This is a genomic window from Okeania sp. (assembly GCF_983059655.1).
The window spans coordinates 1-22673 of the sequence record NZ_CEZPJD010000015.1 but is presented as its reverse complement, the minus strand read 5'-3'; the positions used below and the strand labels follow the sequence as shown (position 1 = coordinate 22673).

At 38.2% G+C, this 22673-nt stretch carries 14 protein-coding genes; 9 read left to right on the top strand and 5 right to left on the bottom strand.

Annotation, left to right across the window (positions count from 1 at the left end):
- Positions 1–210 precede the first annotated feature (210 nt).
- From AC3DU7_RS02200 to AC3DU7_RS02190, 3 genes are all read left to right on the top strand, one after another.
- On the top strand, positions 211–1170 hold the full coding sequence (locus tag AC3DU7_RS02200) for a GDP-mannose 4,6-dehydratase (RefSeq protein WP_488037733.1): 960 nt from the start codon (positions 211–213) through the stop codon (positions 1168–1170).
- A gap of 654 nt (positions 1171–1824) precedes the next feature.
- Complete coding sequence (locus AC3DU7_RS02195; RefSeq protein WP_488037732.1) at positions 1825–2259, top strand: Uma2 family endonuclease; 435 nt, start codon at positions 1825–1827, stop codon at positions 2257–2259.
- Positions 2260–2940: 681 nt separating this feature from the next.
- Positions 2941–3828: an alpha/beta fold hydrolase gene (locus AC3DU7_RS02190; protein ID WP_488037731.1), complete on the top strand. Its 888-nt coding sequence runs from the start codon at positions 2941–2943 to the stop codon at positions 3826–3828.
- Between the two features lie 450 nt (positions 3829–4278).
- Here AC3DU7_RS02190 and AC3DU7_RS02185 read toward each other — a convergent pair whose 3' ends face one another.
- The 4 genes from AC3DU7_RS02185 to hisD all read right to left on the bottom strand — a co-directional run bounded on the left by AC3DU7_RS02185 (position 4279) and on the right by hisD (position 8387).
- Entirely contained in the window at positions 4279–4860 is a 582-nt protein-coding gene (locus tag AC3DU7_RS02185; protein WP_488037730.1) for a DUF3747 domain-containing protein, read from the bottom strand.
- Between the two features lie 439 nt (positions 4861–5299).
- Positions 5300–5731, bottom strand: coding sequence for a universal stress protein (locus AC3DU7_RS02180; RefSeq protein WP_488037729.1), 432 nt, complete (start codon positions 5729–5731; stop codon positions 5300–5302).
- Between the two features lie 517 nt (positions 5732–6248).
- Complete coding sequence (locus AC3DU7_RS02175) at positions 6249–6386, bottom strand: hypothetical protein (RefSeq protein WP_488037728.1); 138 nt, start codon at positions 6384–6386, stop codon at positions 6249–6251.
- Positions 6387–7022: 636 nt separating this feature from the next.
- Positions 7023–8387: a histidinol dehydrogenase gene (hisD, locus tag AC3DU7_RS02170; RefSeq protein WP_488037727.1), complete on the bottom strand. Its 1365-nt coding sequence runs from the start codon at positions 8385–8387 to the stop codon at positions 7023–7025.
- Between the two features lie 889 nt (positions 8388–9276).
- Here hisD and rpsT point away from each other — a divergent pair.
- The 6 genes from rpsT (at position 9277) to AC3DU7_RS02140 (ending at position 22479) form a co-directional block, all read left to right on the top strand.
- Entirely contained in the window at positions 9277–9615 is a 339-nt protein-coding gene (rpsT, locus tag AC3DU7_RS02165; protein ID WP_488037726.1) for a 30S ribosomal protein S20, read from the top strand.
- 294 nt (positions 9616–9909) lie between these two features.
- A complete protein-coding gene (locus AC3DU7_RS02160; RefSeq protein ID WP_488037725.1) occupies positions 9910–10704 on the top strand; it encodes a TatD family hydrolase in 795 nt (264 codons plus the stop codon).
- 477 nt (positions 10705–11181) lie between these two features.
- On the top strand, positions 11182–11391 hold the full coding sequence (locus AC3DU7_RS02155; protein ID WP_488037724.1) for a hypothetical protein: 210 nt from the start codon (positions 11182–11184) through the stop codon (positions 11389–11391).
- Between the two features lie 575 nt (positions 11392–11966).
- Entirely contained in the window at positions 11967–15275 is a 3309-nt protein-coding gene (gene rpoB / locus AC3DU7_RS02150) for a DNA-directed RNA polymerase subunit beta (RefSeq protein WP_488037723.1), read from the top strand.
- Between the two features lie 319 nt (positions 15276–15594).
- The gene (locus tag AC3DU7_RS02145) at positions 15595–17613 is read left to right on the top strand and encodes a DNA-directed RNA polymerase subunit gamma (protein WP_488037722.1); all 2019 of its coding nucleotides are present in this window, start codon (positions 15595–15597) and stop codon (positions 17611–17613) included.
- A gap of 618 nt (positions 17614–18231) precedes the next feature.
- Positions 18232–22479, top strand: coding sequence for a DNA-directed RNA polymerase subunit beta' (locus AC3DU7_RS02140; RefSeq protein ID WP_488037721.1), 4248 nt, complete (start codon positions 18232–18234; stop codon positions 22477–22479).
- A gap of 8 nt (positions 22480–22487) precedes the next feature.
- Here AC3DU7_RS02140 and AC3DU7_RS02135 read toward each other — a convergent pair.
- The coding region (locus AC3DU7_RS02135; RefSeq protein WP_488037720.1) for a hypothetical protein at positions 22488–22673 on the bottom strand (186 nt) is incomplete at its 5' end.

Below are 22673 nucleotides of genomic sequence, written 5' to 3'. Positions count from 1 at the left end.
AGGGGAGGCGCATACCCACGATTTTTCGGTAAAGTTATCTTTTTTCTTCGTATTTTCTTGTTGCCTCAAACCCAGAATTTTCTACCTCACGTTTCTTGGGAAATGCTATATGAATATCCCAATAACCCTTAAAACTTTGATTAATTAAAACTCCAAACTTATTCAGTAACTCCCAAATCTTTATTTCTTTTTTCTGCTTCCTTAAAAATTATGAAAACAGCATTAATTTCAGGAATTTCCGGTCAAGACGGTTCCTACTTAGCCAAACTATTACTAGAAAAAGGTTACAATGTTTGTGGCACTTCCCGAGATGCTCAAATGTCTACTTTTAACAACTTATATCGTTTAGATATCCGTGACAAAGTTAAATTAGACTCTATGTCTTTAACTGACTTTAGAAGTGTCTTACAAATATTAACAAAATATCAACCAGATGAAGTTTATAACCTAGCAGGTCAAAGTTCAGTAGGTCTATCTTTTCAACAACCTGTAGAAACATTAGAAAGTATCGCTACTGGCACATTAAATTTGTTAGAAGCAATTAGATTTATCGGAGCAAAAATTAAATTATATAATGCTAGCTCCAGTGAATGTTTTGGCGATACAAGCGGTCAACCTGCTACAGAAATTACTCCTTTTCGCCCAAGAAGTCCTTATGCTGTTGCTAAATCTGCAGCTTTTTGGGAAGTAGCAAATTATCGAGAAGCTTACAATTTATTTGCTTGTTCTGGCATATTATTTAATCACGAATCTCCCCTCAGACCTCAACGTTTTGTAACTCAAAAAATTGTTTCAGTTGTTTGTAAAATTGCTAATGGTAGTAATGAAAAATTACATTTAGGAAATATTTCAGTGGAGAGAGATTGGGGTTGGGCACCCGAATATGTAGAAGCAATGTATTTGATGTTGCAGCAGGAGGAACCAGATGATTATGTAATTGCTACTGGAGAAAGTTATCCTTTGCAAGATTTTGTAATAGAAGCTTTTGCTGCTGTAGGATTAAATTGGCAAAATTATGTAGAGGTAGACCGGAGTTTATATCGCCCTACTGATATTTCTGTAGGTAGAGCAAATCCAATTAAAGCTAAAGAAAAATTAGAATGGAAAGCACAGTATAAAATGCCAGATGTTGTGCAAATGATGGTTAAGGATAGAATGGCTAATATTTAAAGAAGAAAGGAAGAAGGAAGAAGGAAATTCAATAATTGATAATTATATCATGTCCGGATAATTAGTGATGAAAAAACTTATCATAAGTGCTTAAAGAATAAATCTTTCTATTTTCCCTACTCCCTTACTCGCCACTCCCCCGCTCCCCTACTATTTTAATAATAAGTATTCAACCGGACATGATATTACCTATCTCTAAAAGGAAGAGGATTTAATAAAAGTAAAATATTTTCTTGTTTCTCCTTTAAAAGAGAGGCTTTAAATCAAAGTAATCTACCAAATTTTATAATCTTTTTTTCGGTAATTTATATTTTTAATTAACACTATGAACAAAACTACAATAATACCTTTAGAAAATGGCGATCACTTAACTCGAGATGAGTTTGAAAAGCGCTACTTTATCTATGCCAAAACATAAAAAAGCTGAACTTATTGAAGGAATTGTTTATAGAACCCCTAAACGGATCTATTAAGCATCTCCTCCACGCATAGGTAGTAGGGATTAGAGAGTAGAGAGTAGGGGGAAAGATATTGATGAATAACAGTGCAATAATTGATTTAATTTTTGATTGTTGGAGATATCTATCTATAGTAATTAAAATATCAATATCCTCACTTCTTAGCCTAAAAACCCAACATTAGCTAATATTCCAAATGGCTTCAACATTAAGATTTTCTGCCCATGGAGAACCTCATCTTCAAATTAATACTTGGTTAGGAGTGTATACTGCTGCTACTCCTGGAGTTAGGAGTGCCGATAATCCTACTACTCCTTTAGATAAAAATAATGAACCTCAACCAGATGCCATGTTATTTATTGAACCAAGTTTAGGAGGACAAACAAAAATTAGCGAGGATGATTATATAGAAGGAGCACCAGAATTAATTGTTGAAGTTGCTGCTAGTAGTGCTGCTTATGATTTATCATATAAATTAAAAATTTATCAACGTAATGGAGTCAAAAAATATTTAGTTTGGCGAGTTTATGAGCAAGAATTCAGTTATTTTTTGTTGTCTGAAGGTGAGTATATTTCTGCGACAATAGATGAAAATGGAATTATAAAAAATCAAGTTTTTCCTGGATTATGATTAGCAGTGAAATCCTTAATAGAAGGAAATTTGGCTGAAGTTTTAAATGTTCTTCAACAAGGATTATCTAGTTCCGAACACCAAGAATTTATTAATCAACTTCACAGTTAATTAGCATTTTTAGTTAGGAATTACTGATTAAATATCAAAGCATTAACAGATATGGGTTTGAAGAATTTTAGCTACTGAAAAGGGACCAGCTTTTCTGTTAATAAAGTAGAAAAAGTAATAATTTTGGGTTAATGATGAGATAAAAACTAAAAGGCAATTAATTATGAATGACTACCTCTTCTACAAATCCCTTAAATCCTAACTCTTAACTACTCCCTAATATCACAAAAAGACTTGATGAGCGCAAACCCTAGTTACAATGAGTATATTTACATTACTATCAATAAAAACTCAGGGTTCAAAAGTAAAAAAATCACTGAGTTATAGTTAGCAGTTAAATCCTTAATAGAAATAAATTTGCCTGAAGTATTAAATCTACTTCAGAAAAAATTATCTAGTTCCGAACACCAAGAATTTATTAGTCAACTTCACAGTTAATTAGCATATTTATTCGCAAGGTACTTTAGCGATCGCTTCTATAATAATCCTGGACTCTTCCATTATAAATCAACCTAATTTTGCCAAAATTTCTATTATGATAAGGGATGTGACTTTACAAAACTTTATAAAATGAACCCCGTTATAGCAACACCAACTAATCAAATAGACCTACATACCTGGACTTGGAAAAACCAGCAAATCCAATATACTGTCATGGGAACTGGACAACCCCTAATATTAATTCATGGCTTTGGTGCATCCATAGGTCATTGGCGTAACAATATCCCTACTCTCGCAGCTGGAGGTCATCAAGTGTTTGCTCTTGACTTACTAGGATTTGGTGCATCTTCTAAGCCACCCATGGATTACTCACTAGAACTTTGGCAAGAACTACTATACGACTTCTGGAACCAACATATCCAGAAACCCACCGTCTTTATAGGCAACTCCATTGGTGGATTACTTAGCTTAATGATACTCGCAGACTACCCAGAAATTTGTACAGGTGGAATTCTCATTAACTGTGCAGGAGGCTTAAACCATCGACCTCAAGAATTAAATCCTCCTCTAAGATTCATAATGGGAATGTTCAGCAAATTAGTTAATTCCCCAGCTCTAGGACCATTTATTTTCAATCAAGTCCGTCAAAAATATCGTATTCGTGGAACTCTCAAACAAGTTTATTGTAATCAAGATGCCATTACAGATGAATTAATCGAACTACTTTATCGTCCTTCTTGCGACGCTGGAGCGCAGAAAGTTTTTGCTTCAATTCTCACTGCACCTCCTGGACCTCATCCCTCAGAATTGTTACCAAGAATTCAAGCACCATTGTTAGTAATTTGGGGAGAAAACGACCCCTGGACACCAATTTCTGGTGGAAAAATTTATCAAGATTTAGCACAGAAAGGTGCATCTATCCAATTTGTTCCCATACCCAACACGGGTCATTGCCCCCACGATGAAAGGCCAACAATAGTTAATTCTTTGATTTTAGATTGGTTATCTAGAAGGTGAAACTCTTGATAGATAGTGCTTTCAAAATTTGTCAAAAAAAATTACTGAAATATAGTGACAAAACTAGCTTAGTAAGTTAGACTATCTACGGTGTGAGGAGCGAATCAGTAAGAGCATCGAGACGAAACACGGCCAGTCGTCGATGCTCTTTCTCAAAAAACTCTGTTTATGTTAAGGCACAGAATTTGTGCTGACTACTTTTTCAATTTATTTTAAGTGGTGTTGAGGATTAATAAAAGGCGGTCATTTTTGATGACCGCCTTTTTAAATTTAGTTTGATATACAGCAGATTTGGTGACTAATATGGTACTACTGGTCGGATAAATATTCTTTTTCTTTGATTTTTTGCTTTACCTATCTTCTCTTCCCTGTTCTGTAGGGACATCGCATGTAACGTCCCTACTAAAACGATCAATAATATCTACTTAATTAATGAGGAAACTGCTCTATCTAATTGTTATTATACGTTTCCAACTCTGTTGGCATCCAGTCAGTAGTAACATATATATGACCTAACTCCTTACCCTCATAAGTTCTTTTAGCAAACCGCCAACCAGGTTCAAGAATAATTTTAGTAAACCCATCAGCTAAACCATAAGTTCTGCCGATCAGTAGTCGTGGTGCATTAGAATCAACACGAGAAATACCCATCAACCGTATATCCCCCCCACTCATTTGTAAAGAGAGAGCATAGTCAAGAGCCATATCAGTACCTGCCATTCGGATAGAATAACCATTACTGTCGGTGGCACGTCCACAAATACCCGTAAAGTCAAAATTTAGTAATAGAGGATCGACCAAAATAGGGCGATCGCCACTTTCATCCCAACATTGTCTGGCATCGGTTTTTTGCTCTAAAATCAGCAATTGTGGCCCAAAAGCACGAGGAACTGCAATTGCAATGTATCTAGACTGCTCGACTTCTTTTTGGTCAAAGAAGTTTGCCCTGACTTGTGCTGGACGAAGAGAAAAGAAAGTTAATAATCCTAAAGTTGTCAGTGCAGCTATTGACTGCTTAAAAAAAGTTTTCATGCCCTTTACTTCACCTGATTTTATATGTAGCTTGAGAATATAGATTTTATGAAATTTTAGGACTTATTTTCGTACTTATAATGGTATTTGTCAAATCCAAGATTTTATACTAATTTTCATGTTACAAATTGAATTGCGGAATGTGAGTTATGTGATAAGGAACTCCTGAAAACCTTGTAGGAAGCAGGGAGGAAGAGAGAAGAGAGAAAAAATCATAATAGATATGAAAAACCACTTAAGTCATCAAAAAAGATGTACTTCTTAATACACTTTTTCTTTTACAAAAACCTTTGAAAGACTTATACATAACTTATCTATTTTATCAAGTTTTATGTTGATAAACCATCGTTTTAAAGGAGAGGTAATTGTTAATTGTTAATTATTAATTATTAGTTGTTGAAGACCTGAATACTTCTACCTTTAACAAAAATAGTATGATCTATCTCTGCTTGACAACAAACACTGAGCAATTTGCTTCAGCAACAACCTGACTACTAATAGAACCCTGCAAAATCCGATTTATACCTTTTAATCCCCGACTACCAATTACAATTAAATCTGCATTATAAATATTAGATAAGCGAACTATTTCTTCAGTTGGATCGCCGGCCACAACCTCTACTTCAGTAGTACAAGGAAGTCTTTCTCTGTACACTTTGAGTTGTTTTTCAAATTCCCCGACAGAAATGTTGTTCCCTTCAGGTTGAGGTCGATCCGCTTTCCGGTCTAAATCTGATTTTTCCATAGCAACCACATGAGATAAAATCACTCTCGTTTTTGATGTTAAGTGAAATTCTGCCAATGCTTGAATTATGAAATCTAGATCTGAGTTTGAATTGCTGAGAGCTACAATAATTGTTTTGAAGGCCATAGACAAGAGTATTAGTAGAGAGAAGAAATAGGTCGTTCTGTATAGTAATGGTAATTGACTCAAATGTTTAGTCTGCTGTTACCAAAATAATTATAATGTCCACCACTATTAGTAAATAGAGAAATTAAGGTTTCTACCAAGAAATCAAGTCAAGTGTGAATAAATTTTAGTAACAACTAATCTGCTCTATAAAAACTGAAACAAAACCTCACTTAAAAGATACATCTTTTTTGATATTGACCGAACATATATCTCTGGGATGTTAGTGATTTGAGGTATGATATTATGTCTGGATAAAATTTGGAATAAAACTACGTACCACTGAGGCGTTAACGTGCGTTGTGCGTCAGCAAACAAAAAACTTTCTCTTTCTATTCTATTCCTAATTTCTTCCCTCCTTACTGTGTCTTCCTGTAGGTAGCCCTACTGACTGCTCCCCTACCTGAGAACTAAGTAGGGTTTGCTGAAAAAGTCTTTTTGCTCTTCTTAGTAGTCAATAGTCAGAAGAAGTGGTGGATTACAGAATATGTAGCTGGAATAATTGTCCCCCAATTTTTCCGTCGTTGCCTGCCAAAATACTAGCTTTATGCAGCTCTTGCCAACGAAAAGCTGGCACTTTTTGAGACAAAAAAATGCTACAACCAATATCAGTCAATGCTTTTGCTGACGCAAAGCTGCCGCTAAGGTATTTATTCAGCAAACCCTAAGTAATTAAAATTATTAATATCATACACACGCTTCACCAACACCATCTCCGGCACATCACTAGCTTAAAGGCTGCCCCATCTAGCTTAAACAGAATTTCTACCGTAGAGGCTAGTAGCAAAATTGTGGGAAATTAAGAATTACTTTATAGAACCCCTAAACGGATCTATTAAGCATCTCCTCCACCCATAGGGAGTAGGTCGTAGGGACGTTGCATGGAACGTCCGTACAGAGTAGGGGGAAAGAATTGATGAATAACAGTGCAATAAAAGAGCATGATTTTTGATTGTTGGAGATATCTATCTATAGTAATTAAATATCAATATCCTCACTTCTTGGCCTAAAAACCCAACATTAGCTAATATTCCAAATGGCTTCTATAAATCCCTTTCTTTGTCAGTATTACAAACTTTATAGGAGCCGAAGGAAAACGCATAGATATGTATATCAAAAGCTTAAAACTTAGACAAAACAATATATTTCCAACTTCAGTTCTTCACTTCTGCTATAAAGTTGAAAGCCTTCTATATTAATAGTATGTTCTCCCGCGATCTTAAAGATTCTAACGGGAGTCATCTTGTATTACTTATAAATTTTTACCATCATTTTCCTGATTAATGTTTTCTTTTTTCATCCATTCTTGTTGCTCCTGCTCCTGAACTTTTGTCCTAACTCGTACCGAGTTAGCATGAGAGGGCAACCCCTCAGTTGTGGCCAATAGATCGATTGTTGTGGCTACCTTATGCAAAGCAGCAGAAGAATATTGAACCAAGCTAGAATGCTTCATAAATGTTTCTACTCCCAATGCTGAAGCATAACGAGCAGCACCAGAAGTCGGCAAAGTATGATTTGGCCCTGCCAAATAATCTCCCACAGCTTCTGGAGTAGAATAACCAAGGAAAATAGCACCAGCGTGACGAATATTGTCCAGTAAAGCCCAGGGGTCTGAAACTTCCAGCTCTAAATGTTCTGGAGCAAATAGATTAGAAAGTTGAGCAGCAGCTTCGAGAGACTCAACAACAACAACTAAACCGTAATGGGCGATCGCCTTTTCTGTCATTGTGCGACGTGGATGATCCTCAAGTTGTCGCTCTACCTCTGTTACCACCTGACGTGCTATTGCTGAATCTGTAGTTAATAAGATAGCTGCAGCCAATGAATCATGTTCTGCTTGAGCCAACATATCTGCAGCTAGATGAACTGGGTTAGCTTCAGAATCTGCAATAATCATCACCTCTGAAGGCCCAGCAAGAGAATCAATACCTACCGTACCGTAAACAATTTTCTTTGCCAAAGTTACATAGATATTACCCGGCCCAGAAATGACATCCACTTTTGGTATAGTTTTTGTCCCATAAGCGAGAGCAGCTATTGCCTGTGCCCCTCCGATCCGATAAATTTCTTGAATGCCTGCCTCCTGGGCAGCCACAAGTACAGCAGGATTAATTTTGTTACCTTGACCAGGTGGTGTAACCATGACAATCTTCGGGACTTTGGCCACTTGAGCAGGTATAGCATTCATCAGAACTGTACTTGGATAAGAAGCCTTACCCCCAGGAACATATAGACCAGCTCGATCTACTGGTGTGTAGCGTTTGCCCAAGACCACATCATCATCACCGAACTGAACCCAAGATTTAGGAACTCGCTGTCGGTGAAAAGCTTCTATCTGTTTAGCAGCAAAACGAATTGAATTTAATAAGTCCTTATTTACTTGTTGATAGGCCGCATCTAACTCTGAACCGCTTACTTTTAACTCTTCAGGAGTTAAGGTAACATGGTCAAACTCAGATGTATAGTGTAATAGAGCCTCATCGCCTTTTTCTTTAACTGAGTGCAAGATTTCTCGCACTGTTGTTTCTTTATGAATAGCCGTATCATCGTGGGTACGTTCTGTGATACGTTTTAATTCAGCTTGTGCCTCAAGCCACTGAGTGATTATTCGCAGCATGGAGATTAGGAATGCCAACTAATAAAGTTCGCTAGTAGAGGGTACTTTCAGAAATCAGAGAGTTGGAGCAACATTAAAACTATGTAGAATTCTCAACACTTGACAATCAAGAAATAAAAATTCTTATCTGCCAACTGTCTTTTAACTTAACCCTGATTTAATTTAGGGATAAAAGTAAAACTATTCTCTAAGTTTCCGAATCACCCATTACTCTTTGTTATAGCGTGAAGTACCAACACTGGCATCTTTAATACTGTACTCAGTTTTTTACATTATCTGCCAATATCTCCAGTAGCATAACTTTAGCAAAAGTCAAAATCAAAAAATTAAAAATTAAATTTATAGCTTTCAATAAAGCCAAATAATTGGAGAAAGTCCTTACCAAATATTCAATTGTAATATTTTTAAACAAGTATTACTATTTCATGATAATTAATGCTATATTTATATATCTGGTACTTTATATTTTTATATATTTTGGTTGCTGGACGAGCAGTGTCTAGGGAAGCTGTCGGATTGGCGACCTACTGTAGAGTTACCGTAAGGCCGGAAAGAGGAAAAAGCCTCGGAGGCAGGTGCTGTAATCGTTTTGCAACATGAAAAGCGTTTGCGGAGAATTCCATAGGGAACTCCTATGTGAACGCAGCTCCTCCACAGCAAATAATAGGAGGAAGCAGAAACCTAAGTCGTAAGTATTAGGAATCCCACATTCTATCTTAAAGGAGCCGTCGGGATAAGGTTAATTTATCAAAATAATTGGGTTGAAAACCCCGCCTTTTAAGGCTAAATATTGGAGCGGGGCTTAAATCCTCGTTTAAAAAAAAAGTAACTTCTGACTTCTGACTTCTGACTTCGTTAAACCATTCTGGATCTTAAAGAAAAGTTAACTATGGCCAATATTAAGTCTGCTATCAAGCGAATCCAGATTGCTGAACGCAATCGTTTACGCAACAAAAGCTACAAATCAGCAGTGAGAACCCTGATGAAAAAATATTTCATTGCTGTTGAAAACTATGCTGCTAATCCTACAGAGGAATTAAAGCAAGAAGTTAATCTGCGAATGTCAAAAGCTTACAGTAAAATTGATAAAGCTGTAAAATGTGGCGTTTTACACAAAAATAATGGTTCTCGCAAAAAGTCCAGGTTAGTGAGATTTTACAAAAGACACCTACAGATTGACAGTAAGCAGCCAGAGTCTTCGGAAACTAATGATTCTCTAGCTTCTTAAAAAAGATCAAATTGCTGAGAAGTCGGTAAAGTTGCTAAAACTAGTAATAACTTAAATTTAGTACCCGACTTCATTTTTTTTCAATAGCTGCCTTAAGTAAAATAAAGTTTAAAGTAGTCAAAGTTATCTATTAATGACATTGTATATTATTGTGGTCAATATACCTGTACTAACCTACAATATAGCGCTACAAATCGACAAAAAGAAAAGAGAATATTCCTAATGTCAAGCCTTCTTATAAAAGGAGGTACTGATAACTGATAACTGATAACTGAAAGACCCGGAGAGCCACAAATGCAGTTAATTGATACTCACGTTCATATAAACTTTGACGTATTCAATTCTGACCTGGAAGATATACGCCAACGTTGGCAACAAGCAGGAATTGTACACCTTGTCCACTCTTGTGTTGAACCACAGGAATTCAATGCTATTAAATCAATAGCAGATCGTTTTCCAGAACTGTCCTATGCAGTTGGCCTACACCCTTTAGATGCTCATAAGTGGACCTCTGCAACGGCTACTCAAATTGAAGAGTTAGCTACATCCGATCCTCAAGTAGTGGCCATCGGCGAGACAGGATTAGATTTTTACAAAGCAGATAATAAAGAACAACAAAAATTTGTTTTTAGACAACAGTTAACCATCGCTAAAAAACTCAACAAACCGTTAATTATCCATTGTCGTGATGCTGCTCACTCAATGGCCGAGATTATCGATGATTTCCAAACAAATCAAGGACCTGTCAGAGGAGTAATGCATTGTTGGGGAGGTACTCCAGAAGAAACTAAGATATTTATAGACTTAGGATTTTATATTAGCTTTAGTGGAACTGTCACCTTTAAAAAAGCTACCCAAATTCAAGAGTCAGCTAAAATAGTAGATGACGATCGACTGTTAGTAGAAACTGATTGTCCATTCCTAGCACCAGTTCCAAAGCGGGGCAAACGAAACGAACCTGCTTATGTTAAATACGTTGCTGAAAAAGTAGCTGAACTCAGAGGTGTGACGCTAGAAAGTTTAGCATTACAAACTAGCGAAAATGCTTGCAGACTATTTGGATTATCTATTGACAGCAAAAATTCCTAAAGGCTATTATACTTAGATTTCATCATTAAAATTCAAACAAATAAATTAATAGCTCGATATTTAATGGCCAAAAGTCATTTCAGTTATCAGTACCTCTGCCTGAAGTCAGAGGCTTAAAATATTGAACTTTATTTTTTCTTAGTCGATTGGATATGGCAAGGAGGCCCACTCTGATCGGAGACGCTCCGAAGATCGCCATCCCATCCTTCGGGAAGCTCCACTTTTTCCTAGGTCATGCTCGGCAAACATGTCGGCGACAGCCGTTAACTGTAGTTATGCGCCAGCAAAACGACCGCTGTCTTGGTCGATTGGATATGACGTTTGCTACCGCAAAGCTTTCCTAACGGAAAGCGTACCGGAGGGAACGGGGACCCGCTCCGATCAGAGCCGCTCCGAAGATCGCCATTCCACCCAACGGGTGCGCTCCGAAGAGCGACCGCTGTCTTGGTCGATTGGATATGGCGAGGAGACCCGCTCTTGCAGAGCCGCTCCGAAGATCGCCATCCCACCCAACGGGTGCGCTCCGAAGAGCGACCGCTTTTTCATCCCCTTAAAAGGGAAGGCTTGAGAACTTATTTGTTGGTCATGCTGAAAGTAAGTTTGAGAGTAAAGTGGAATATGTGGCACTTGACAAAGTCAGAAGTCAGCAGTCAGAAGTCAGAAGTTATTTTTGTAACGGGGGTTTAAACAAGGCTCCAAAAATATTTAGCCAGTCAAGGTGGGGTGGTGGGACCAAACTATTTTGATAAATAGCATAAGCTATTGAATTAGGAGATGCTCTGAAAAAAATAGTTATTAATAAAGTATAATTCTCTAGCAACTGCACCAAATAATTATGATATCTTCAAGAAACTTATCATTTAACTTGCTTTCATTAAAACTTTATTACTAATACTAATTACTCAAAACTAACTTTTTGTATTAGGCTTGATGCTATAAATATACGACCATACCAATTCGGCAAAAAATGCTTCATCGTCACTAAATTATAAAAATGATATTAGCTATAAATTTGTTGTTGACCTGATACATACTAATTAGTGAGTAAATTTAACAGCAAAAAATTAAAAGAAAGCTCAATAAAAGTTATGAAATTGTACTTAATTAAGCAAATAAGCGTTGCTTCTACTATGTATATAAACTGTAAAAATATTACACTAACTCAATTTACAAGTGTATTAGATATTCAAGTTTTAAATAAAATTTATGGGTAATTTTATATCCCATAAAAAACTATAGACAAACAACCAGGATACTCAAGAATGATTCATCAAAAATTAAAGGTCAATACCCAAAGCAACCTGCCAATTTTCAATATGCCCGATCTGATTGAAATTCAGAGGGCAAGCTTTCGATGGTTTCTAGAGTATGGCCTAATAGAAGAACTAGAAAGCTATTCTCCAATTACAGATTATACAGGTAAATTAGAACTTCATTTTATTGCCAAAAACTACAAACTAAAACAACCAAAATATGTTGTAGAAGAAGCAAAACGTAGAGACAGCACCTACGCAGTGCAAATGTATGTTCCTACCCGCTTAATCAACAAAGAAACTGGAGAAATTAAAGAACAAGAAGTATTTATTGGCGATCTGCCCCTCATGACAGACAGAGGGACATTTATTATCAATGGAGCTGAAAGGGTAATCGTTAATCAAATAGTTCGTTCTCCTGGAGTTTATTACAAGTCTGAAACAGATAAAAGTGGACGACGCACATATAATGCCAGTTTAATTCCTAACCGAGGTGCATGGCTGAAATTTGAAACAGATAAAAATGACCTAGTTTGGGTCAGAATAGATAAAACCCGTAAACTTTCAGCTCAAGTATTACTAAAAGCTTTAGGGTTAGGGGACAGTGAAATTTTTGACTCTTTGAGACATCCTGATTATTTCCAAAAAACAATCGAAAAAGAAGGACAATTCGGAGAAGAAGAGGCACTATTAGAACTATATCGGAAATTACGCCCTGGAGAACCACCAACTATTGCGGGTGGAGAACAACTACTCCACAGTAGATTCTTTGACCAAAAAAGGTATGACTTAGGAAAAGTAGGAAGATATAAGCTCAATAAAAAGCTCAGGTTAAACTTACCAGACACAGTACGAGTATTAACCAAAGAAGACATATTAGCCGTAGTTGACTATCTAATTAATTTAGAGTACGACATTGGTCAAACAGATGATATTGACCATTTAGGAAACCGACGAGTAAGAAGTGTAGGGGAACTCCTACAAAACCAAGTAAGAGTAGGTTTAAACCGTTTAGAGCGAATTATCCGAGAGCGGATGACCGTATCTGAGGCCGACTCATTAACACCAGCATCACTGGTTAACCCGAAACCATTGGTAGCAGCCATCAAAGAATTCTTCGGCTCCTCTCAGTTGTCCCAATTTATGGACCAAACAAACCCATTGGCAGAGCTGACTCATAAACGACGAATATCAGCTTTAGGACCTGGAGGACTAACTAGAGAAAGAGCTGGATTTGCTGTACGAGATATCCATCCTTCTCATTACGGGCGAATTTGTCCGATTGAGACACCAGAAGGGCCAAATGCTGGTTTAATTGGTTCCCTCGCAAATCATGCTAAAGTCAATGGCTACGGATTCATCGAAACACCATATTATCCTGTAGAAAATGGTCGAGTTTTGCGCGAGGGCAAGCCAATATACATGACAGCAGACGCAGAAGATGATTCCCGGGTAGCACCAGGGGACATTATGACCGATGCAGAAGGTAATATTTTGGGAGAAGTTGTACCAGTACGTTATCGACAAGACTTTACCACCACCAGTCCCCAACAAGTAGACTATGTAGCAGTTTCCCCAGTGCAAGTAGTTTCAGTTGCTACGTCATTAATTCCATTTTTGGAGCATGATGATGCTAACCGGGCATTGATGGGTTCCAATATGCAACGACAAGCAGTTCCATTGTTGCGTCCAGAAAGACCCCTAGTTGGAACAGGTTTAGAAGCCCAAGCTGCCAGGGACTCTGGTATGGTAGTTATTACCCGCACAGATGGAGAAGTTAGCTTTATAGATTCGACTAAAATATCTGTGGTCGATCCAGAAGGTAATCAAACAGATTACCCATTATGTAAATATCAAAGATCTAACCAAGATACTTGCTTAAATCAAAGACCTTTGGTATATGAGGGAGACCAAGTAGTAGCTGGTCAAGTATTAGCTGATGGCTCCTCTACTGAAGGTGCTGAGTTGGCTTTAGGGCAGAATATTTTGGTGGCTTATATGCCTTGGGAAGGTTATAACTACGAAGATGCAATTCTGATTAGCCAACGTTTAGTATATGACGATGTTTATACATCTATTCACATTGAAAAGTTTGAGATTGAGGCCCGACAGACAAAGTTAGGACCTGAAGAAATTACTAGGGAAATTCCTAATGTAGGGGAAGACGGTCTGCGAAACTTAGATGAGCAAGGGATAATTCGAGTTGGTGCTTGGGTAGAATCTGGAGATATTCTTGTAGGAAAAGTAACGCCCAAGGGAGAGTCTGACCAACCACCTGAAGAAAAGTTGTTGCGGGCAATTTTTGGAGAAAAAGCACGGGATGTACGAGATAATTCTCTCCGAGTACCGAATGGTGAAAAAGGTCGCATTGTTGATGTGCGAGTATTTACCAGGGAAAAAGGAGATGAATTGCCACCTGGAGCAAATATGGTGGTTAGGGTTTATGTTGCCCAGAAGCGGAAGATTCAAGTAGGAGATAAAGTAGCAGGGCGACATGGAAATAAAGGTATTGTTTCACGAATTTTACCTATCGAAGATATGCCTTATTTACCCGATGGTACTCCGATAGATGTGGTGTTAAATCCTTTGGGCGTACCTTCGAGGATGAATGTGGGACAGATTTTTGAGTGCTTGCTAGGGTGGGCAGGTGAGGTTTTGAGCGTGCGGTTTAAGTGTGTACCATTTGATGAGATGCACGGTCCGGAAAAATCACGGGAAACAGTACATCGAATGTTGGAATTGGCCAGGGAACGTTCTGGTAAAGATTGGGTATTTAATGAAAGTCATGCCGGGAAAATTTGTGTTTATGATGGACGAACTGGAGAAAAGTTTGACCGTCCGGTGACTGTGGGAATTGCCTATATGTTGAAACTGGTTCACTTAGTTGATGATAAGATTCATGCTCGTTCCACAGGGCCTTATTCTCTGGTGACTCAGCAACCTTTGGGTGGTAAGGCACAACAAGGTGGTCAGCGTTTTGGAGAAATGGAAGTATGGGCCTTAGAAGCATTTGGTGCTGCTTATACTTTGCAAGAATTGTTAACTGTGAAATCTGATGATATGCAAGGTCGGAATGAGGCTTTGAATGCAATTGTTAAAGGAAAAGCAATTCCACGACCTGGTACTCCTGAATCTTTTAAGGTATTAATGCGAGAGTTACAGTCTCTATGTTTAGATATTGCAGCTCACAAGGTAGAAACTATGGATGATGGTACTACTCAGGATGTGGAAGTTGATTTAATGGCAGATGTATTAGGAAAGCGAGCGCCTTCTCGTCCAGTATATGAGTCATTGTCTCATGATGAAAACCAGCAGTAGACATCTCCAGAAAAGAGGGAGTAGGGAGAAAGAATTGATAATTTATGTTTGATAATTGATTTAATTTTTGATTTTTGGAGATGTCTAGTAAGTAAATTAGGTGGTAGGTTAATTATGATGATATTTTTTCTCATAACCTGACACCTACTTCAATTTACTAACCTTGTTAAGATGATACTGCCAAAAATGGGTTTGGAATGTGACTCAAAAAAACCGAATACTCATCATTACTAACAATTCCTCAATTCCCTAATCCAAAATCATTCGCTTAATATGCAATGCCTGTTAATTTTGTAGTCTTAACTCTATTATTGTAAAAATGCCAAAACTTGAACAAAGATTTGATTATGTCAAAATTGGTCTAGCTTCTCCAGAAAGAATTCGTCTCTGGGGAGAAAGAACTCTGCCAAATGGTACAGTAGTAGGAGAAGTTACTAAGCCAGAAACTATTAATTACCGGACTCTCAAACCAGAGATGGATGGGTTGTTTTGCGAACGCATCTTTGGTCCAGCGAAAGATTGGGAATGTCATTGTGGAAAGTATAAGCGAGTCCGACATCGAGGTATTGTTTGTGAAAGATGTGGAGTAGAAGTAACTGAGTCACGGGTGCGCCGTCACCGCATGGGGTATATAAAATTAGCAGCACCAGTTACTCATGTTTGGTATCTCAAGGGTATTCCGAGTTATATGGCAATTTTGTTAGATATGCCATTGCGAGATGTAGAACAAATTGTTTACTTTAATGCTTATGTGGTATTAGATCCAGGGAATCACGAAAGTTTAAGTTATCAGCAACTTTTAACAGAGGATGTTTGGCTAGAAATTGAAGATCAAATTTATAGCGAAGATTCAACAATAGTTGGGGTTGAAGTTGGTATTGGTGCTGAAGCTCTACAAGTATTATTACAAAATCTTAATCTAGAAGAGGAAGCAGAAAAACTAAGGGAAGAAATTGCTAATTCTAAAGGTCAAAAACGCGCCAAATTAATTAAACGTTTGCGAGTAATTGATAATTTTGTTGCTACGGGTTCAAGACCAGAATGGATGGTTTTAGATGCAATTCCAGTTATTCCACCCGATTTACGTCCAATGGTACAGTTGGATGGTGGTCGCTTTGCAACTAGTGATTTGAACGATCTTTATCGACGAGTGATTAACCGAAATAATCGCTTGGCAAGACTGCAAGAAATTTTAGCACCAGAGATTATTATCCGCAACGAAAAACGAATGTTGCAAGAAGCTGTTGATGCTTTAATTGATAATGGTCGTCGCGGTCGTACTGTGGTGGGTGCAAACAACAGACCTCTGAAATCTTTGAGTGATATTATCGAAGGAAAACAAGGTCGTTTCCGACAAAACTTGTTAGGTAAACGGGTTGATTATTCAGGGCGTTCGGTAATTGTTGTCGGACCGAAATTGGCAATTAATCAGTGTGGTTTACCACGAGAAATGGCAATAGAATTGTTTCAACCATTTGTCATTCATCGGTTAATTCGTCAGGGATTAGTTAATAATATTAAAGCTGCTAAAAAACTGATTCAAAGAGGAGACCCGAATGTTTGGGATGTGCTGGAGGAAGTCATAGAAGGTCATCCAGTGATGTTGAACCGGGCGCCAACTTTACACAGATTAGGTATTCAAGCTTTTGAACCTATTTTAGTAGATGGTCGTGCAATTCAGTTACATCCTTTAGTTTGTCCGGCATTTAATGCTGACTTTGATGGCGACCAAATGGCGGTTCATGTGCCACTTTCTCTAGAGTCGCAAGCAGAGGCCAGATTATTGATGTTGGCATCGAATAATATTTTGTCTCCTGCAACTGGTCGTCCGATTATTACACCTTCTCAAGATATGGTATTAGGTTGTTATTATCTTACAGCAGAAAACCATAGAGAGCAAGGTGGAAAAGAACTATATTTTGCTAGCTTTAACGATGTAATTTTAGCTTATGAACAGTCTAAGTTAGGGTTACATACTTATGTGTATTTAAGGTTGCCTGGTGATGTGGCAGTCGAGACAGATAAACCAGAAGAAATGCCACCCGATATCCAACAGATGTCAGAAGAAGTTGCGATTAAAAATTATTGGATGCCACTGGATAGTAAGATATTACCTGATACTTTGGGAGAGTTGAAGTCAGAGAAAACTCTAGAAGATGGAGAGGTAGTGAAGCGTTATCACTTGTATCGGGTTCATTACACTCCACAGGGAAAAATTAAACAGGTTCATATTAAATCTCGCCAGGTGCGGGAGATTAATGGAGAAGCAGCGACACAGTTTGTGGTAACAACACCTGGTCGCATAATTCTCAATCAAACAATTGAAAGTGTTTTGTAAAGGAGTCAGGAGTCAGGAGTCAGGAGTCAGGAGGGAAGAAAGAAAAAGAAACAGGAGTAGAGGGAGAAAGTCTTTTGCTTGCCTTCTTATGCGGACAAGATATCGTACCTCAAATCAGCAACGTCATAGTTGGCAACTTATGATATGAAAGAATAAGCTGAAATTATTGTATAACCATTACTTTAAGTCTATAAACTTTCACTTCTGAGTTTTGAGTTTTGACTTCTGACTTCCGTGAAACGGTATTAGTTGCTCCACTTGGGGAGACCCTAAAGAACACTAACTCACCGTGTCAACGACACAGGTGCAAAGTGCCACAAACTAGGTCGCACATTAGCAAACTGACCAGTCACTGCTGTTTCTTACCAAGAAAAGGAAAAGAAAGGAAGCAGAAAACAAAACTACTTACTCTTTTCTCTTTCCTTGAACAACAGTTTTTGATCTACAGCACTTTTGAGGAAGCGTGAGGTACAGTTGTAAAACTATTCTTATATTTCCTGTTCCCTGTTCCCTGTTCCCTGTTCCCTGTTCCCTAGAACAATAAAACTTTGTACCTCCAAGACTCGAAAACTGCTGTAAAGAAAATTAGTAAACTAATAAACAAAGGTAGAGGATAACATGATTTTTCGGAATAGAGTTATTAATAAGGGTCAACTGAAAAAGCTAATTTCTTGGTCTTTTAATAATTATGGTACAGCCAGAACTGCACATATGGCAGATAAGCTGAAAGATTTAGGGTTTCGTTATGCGACCAAAGCAGGAGTTTCTATTAGTGTTGATGACTTACGAATACCTGCTTCTAAACGACAACTTTTAGATGCGGCAGAAGAAGAAATTCGCGATACAACTGACCGCTATACGAAAGGAAAAATTACTGAAGTAGAACGCTTTCAAAAAGTAATTGATACCTGGAATGTTACCAGTGAAAATCTTAAAGATGAGGTGGTTCGTAACTTTAAGGCAAGCGATCCTCTAAATTCAGTTTATATGATGGCATTTTCTGGAGCGCGGGGTAATATTTCTCAGGTGCGTCAGTTAGTGGGAATGCGTGGTCTGATGGCAGACCCACAAGGGGAAATTATTGACTTGCCAATTAAGACTAATTTCCGGGAAGGTTTAACTGTAACAGAGTATATTATCTCCTCCTATGGTGCGCGGAAAGGGTTAGTTGATACAGCATTGAGGACTGCTGACTCCGGTTATTTGACTCGTCGTTTAGTTGATGTTTCTCAGGATGTAATAGTTAGGGAAGCAGACTGTGGCACAAAACGGGGAGTAACAGTGAGAAGTATGAAAGATGGCGATCGCGTGTTAATTCCCGTACAAGACAGGTTATTGGGTAGAGTTGCAGGAGAAGATGTTAAACATCCAGAAACAGGAGAAATCATTAGTAGTGGTGGCATTCAAGCAGTCAGAAATCAAGTATTTACAGAAGACTTAGCTAAAGCAATAGGTAAAGCAGGTGTAGAAAAAGTATTTGTGCGATCGCCTTTGACTTGCGAATCACCTCGGTCTGTCTGTCAACAGTGCTATGGGTGGAGTTTAGCTCATGGTGAGATAGTAGATATGGGAGAAGCTATTGGGATTATTGCTGCCCAGTCTATCGGCGAACCAGGTACTCAATTAACAATGCGGACATTCCACACTGGTGGTGTATTTACAGGGGAAGTAGCACGTCAGTTCACATCTCCTTTTGCAGGTTTAGTCAAGTATCCATCAAATGTGCGTACCAGGTCATTCCGGACTCGTCATGGGGATGAAGCCATGATTGCAGAAAATAATTTTGACCTCACAATAGTAGGAGCTAATGGTGGTAAAGAAGATATATTCATTGCTCAAGGTTCTATTTTGATGGTGCAAAATGACCAACAAGTGTCAGCAGGAGAAATTTTAGCAGAAGTACCGAAGGCAGGCCAGGTAAGAAAAACAACTGAGAAAGTTACAAAAGAAGTAGCCTCAGATTTGGCAGGGGAAGTTCTATTTGCTAAGTTGGTGCAGGAAGAAAAAGTAGATAGACAAGGAACAACGACGCGCATTGCTCAAAGAGGTGGTCTCATCTGGATCTTATCAGGAGAAGTTTATAATCTGCCACCAGGTGCAGAAGCAGTAGTCAAAAATGCTACCCAAATTAGTCTGAATAGTGTAATTGCTGAGACTAAGTTGGTAACAGAGCATGGTGGTGTGGTACGAATTCCTTCTACGGAAAAAGATCAAAATATCTTGAGTGGAGGACCTCAACAGCAAACAACGGATGAGTCTGGAGAGTCCATTACTATGGATAACGTTCCTACTCAACTGGCAGTGCATACGAACACACAAAATCATCTACCTCGTGAAATTGAAGTCATTACTGCAAGTGTGCGACTAGACCAGGCAAAAGTTAGGATGGAGACCATTGCTAACCGAGACCAGTATATCATTGAAGCTCAAAATCATCAACGATTTGCTTTGAAAGTTACTCCTGGTAGTAAGGTTGGCAACCACGAAGTTATTGCTGAACTTTTAGAAGACAATTATAAAACTACTACAGGTGGCATCATTAAATATGCCGGAGTAGAAGTTCTCAAGCGTGGTAAGGCTAAACAAGGCTACGAAGTGACAAAAGGTGGTACATTGTTATGGATTCCTGAAGAATGCCACGAAATTAATAAAGATATATCTTTGCTATTGGTAGAAGATGGTCAATATGTAGAAGCAGGCACAGAGATAGTTAAGGATATTTTCTGTCAGTCTAATGGAGTTGTAGAAGTACACCAAAAAAATGACATTCTCAGGGAAGTGGTAATTAAACCAGGTGAACTACATAGTGGGGATTATGAAGCAGAATTAGGGGATTTAAGTCTAATCAATGGTCAGATTGCCATGCCAGGAAAGGAAGTGGTGCCAGGATTAGCAGTTTCTGAGTTAAAGTATATTGAATATGTAGAAACTCCAGAAAACCCTGGATTATTATTACGACCTGTGACGGAATTCCATGTGCCTGACGATCCTGGCGTTCCTTCTCAGAAATCAATTAATTCTTCTATTGAGTTAAGGGCAATACAACGCATTCCTTTTAAAGATGGGGAACGAGTTAAATCTGTAGAAGGTGTAGAATTACTACGAACTCAGTTAGTATTGGAGATAGGAGAAGAAGCTCCTCAATTAGCTGCTGATATTGAGTTATCACCAGATCCAAAGGAAGAGGGAGTAATGCGTTTGCAGTTGGTGATTTTAGAATCTTTGGTAATTCGTCGCGATGTAACGGCAGATACAACTCATGGTAGTACAAGTACCGAACTTTTGGTGAAAGACCGGGATGTAATAGAAGCTGGAGCAGTGGTTGCTCGCACGGAAATTTTATCCAAGGAAGCTGGTGAGGTACGTGGTATTAAAGAAGGTTCGGAAGCTATTCGTCGTATTTTGATAGTCAGAGATGCTGACTTAATTAAAATACCAGTTAATACTTTGCCATCTGTAGCTCAAGGGGATTTATTAGTTGCTGGTACAGAAATTGCTCCTGGAGTAATTCTCCGACAGTCAGGTATGGTTTCTAAAATTCAGAAAACAGTAGCAGATAATGGTGCAGAAAGTTATCAAATTATGTTACGTCAAGGCCGACCTTATCGTGTTTCAGCAGGGGCGATACTGCTGACCATGGATGGAGATTTGGTACAACGAGGGGATAATTTAGTACTGTTGGTATTTGAGCGGGCTAAGACTGGGGATATTATTCAGGGTTTACCTCGAATTGAGGAATTATTGGAGGCACGTAAACCAAAAGAATCTTGTCTTTTAGTGAAGTATCCTGGTCAAGCTCAGGTTAAGGCTAATGACGATAGTGTGGAGGCTAGCGTGGTTTCGCCTGACGGAACAATTACAGATTATCCCATCGGCCCTGGGCAGAATGTGATTGTTTCTGATGGACAAAATGTAAATGTGGGTGAATCACTCACAGATGGACCTCAAAACCCCCATGAAATTCTGGAAATTTTCTTCAACTATTACCGCGACCATGAAAGCATTTATGAGGCTTGTTTGAGGAGTTTTGAGGCTTGTCAGAAGTTTTTGGTAGATCAAGTGCAGGCGGTTTATCAATCTCAGGGTATAGATATTTCTGATAAACATATTGAGGTAATTGTGCGTCAGATGACTGCTAAGGTCAAGATTGATGATGGTGGTGATACTACTATGTTGCCTGGAGAGTTGATAGAGTTACGACAAGTGGAGCAGGTGAATGAGGCTATGTCTATTACTGGTGGGGCAACAGCTCAGTATACGCCAGTGTTGTTAGGAATTACAAAAGCTTCTTTGAATACAGATAGTTTTATTTCCGCAGCTAGTTTCCAAGAGACTACAAGGGTATTAACGGAGGCGGCTATTGAAGGTAAGTCAGATTGGTTAAGGGGATTGAAGGAAAACGTGATTATTGGGCGTTTGATTCCTGCTGGTACTGGTTTTAATGCTTATGAAGATGCTCTGAGTGCAGAGATTAGTCGTTTGGAACAAAATTGGGATGAGGATGTGGATATTATTGAGGAGGATAATTTACAAAGTGTGGTCTTAGACGATCAAACAGCACGGTCATTAGAATTGGAAAGTAATCTGAATTTATCACCTATGAATTCACCTATGAATAATAATTTTGGAGATTCTCAAGACATATCTAAAGAGCCAAATCAATTGATAGATGATAGTATGTCTGATTTTCCTGCAATTCTAAGTAATAGTGAATCAGTTTTAGATGATTCTGATTTTGTTCCAGATCCTTTTGATTCTGATTTTCCTAGCGATCTAGAAGATGACTTAATTGATGATGATGATGATGACGATAGTGATGATGGTTTTGATGATTTTGATGAAAACACTCCACCAGATTTAATGTAGGAGTTATTTCAGTTATCAGTATCTCCTTTTGCCCCCCGAGCAAGCCAATTTTGGGGGGAACAAAACTCTAAAAGTCCCCCAATTTTGCGGGATTTAGGGGCCGCGTGATGAGCAAATAGAGGATGTTTGAAAAGTTTTCTAGGCGTTGCTGATTCTGGGTATGATTTGATAATTTTATATTTTGGATTTTGTAT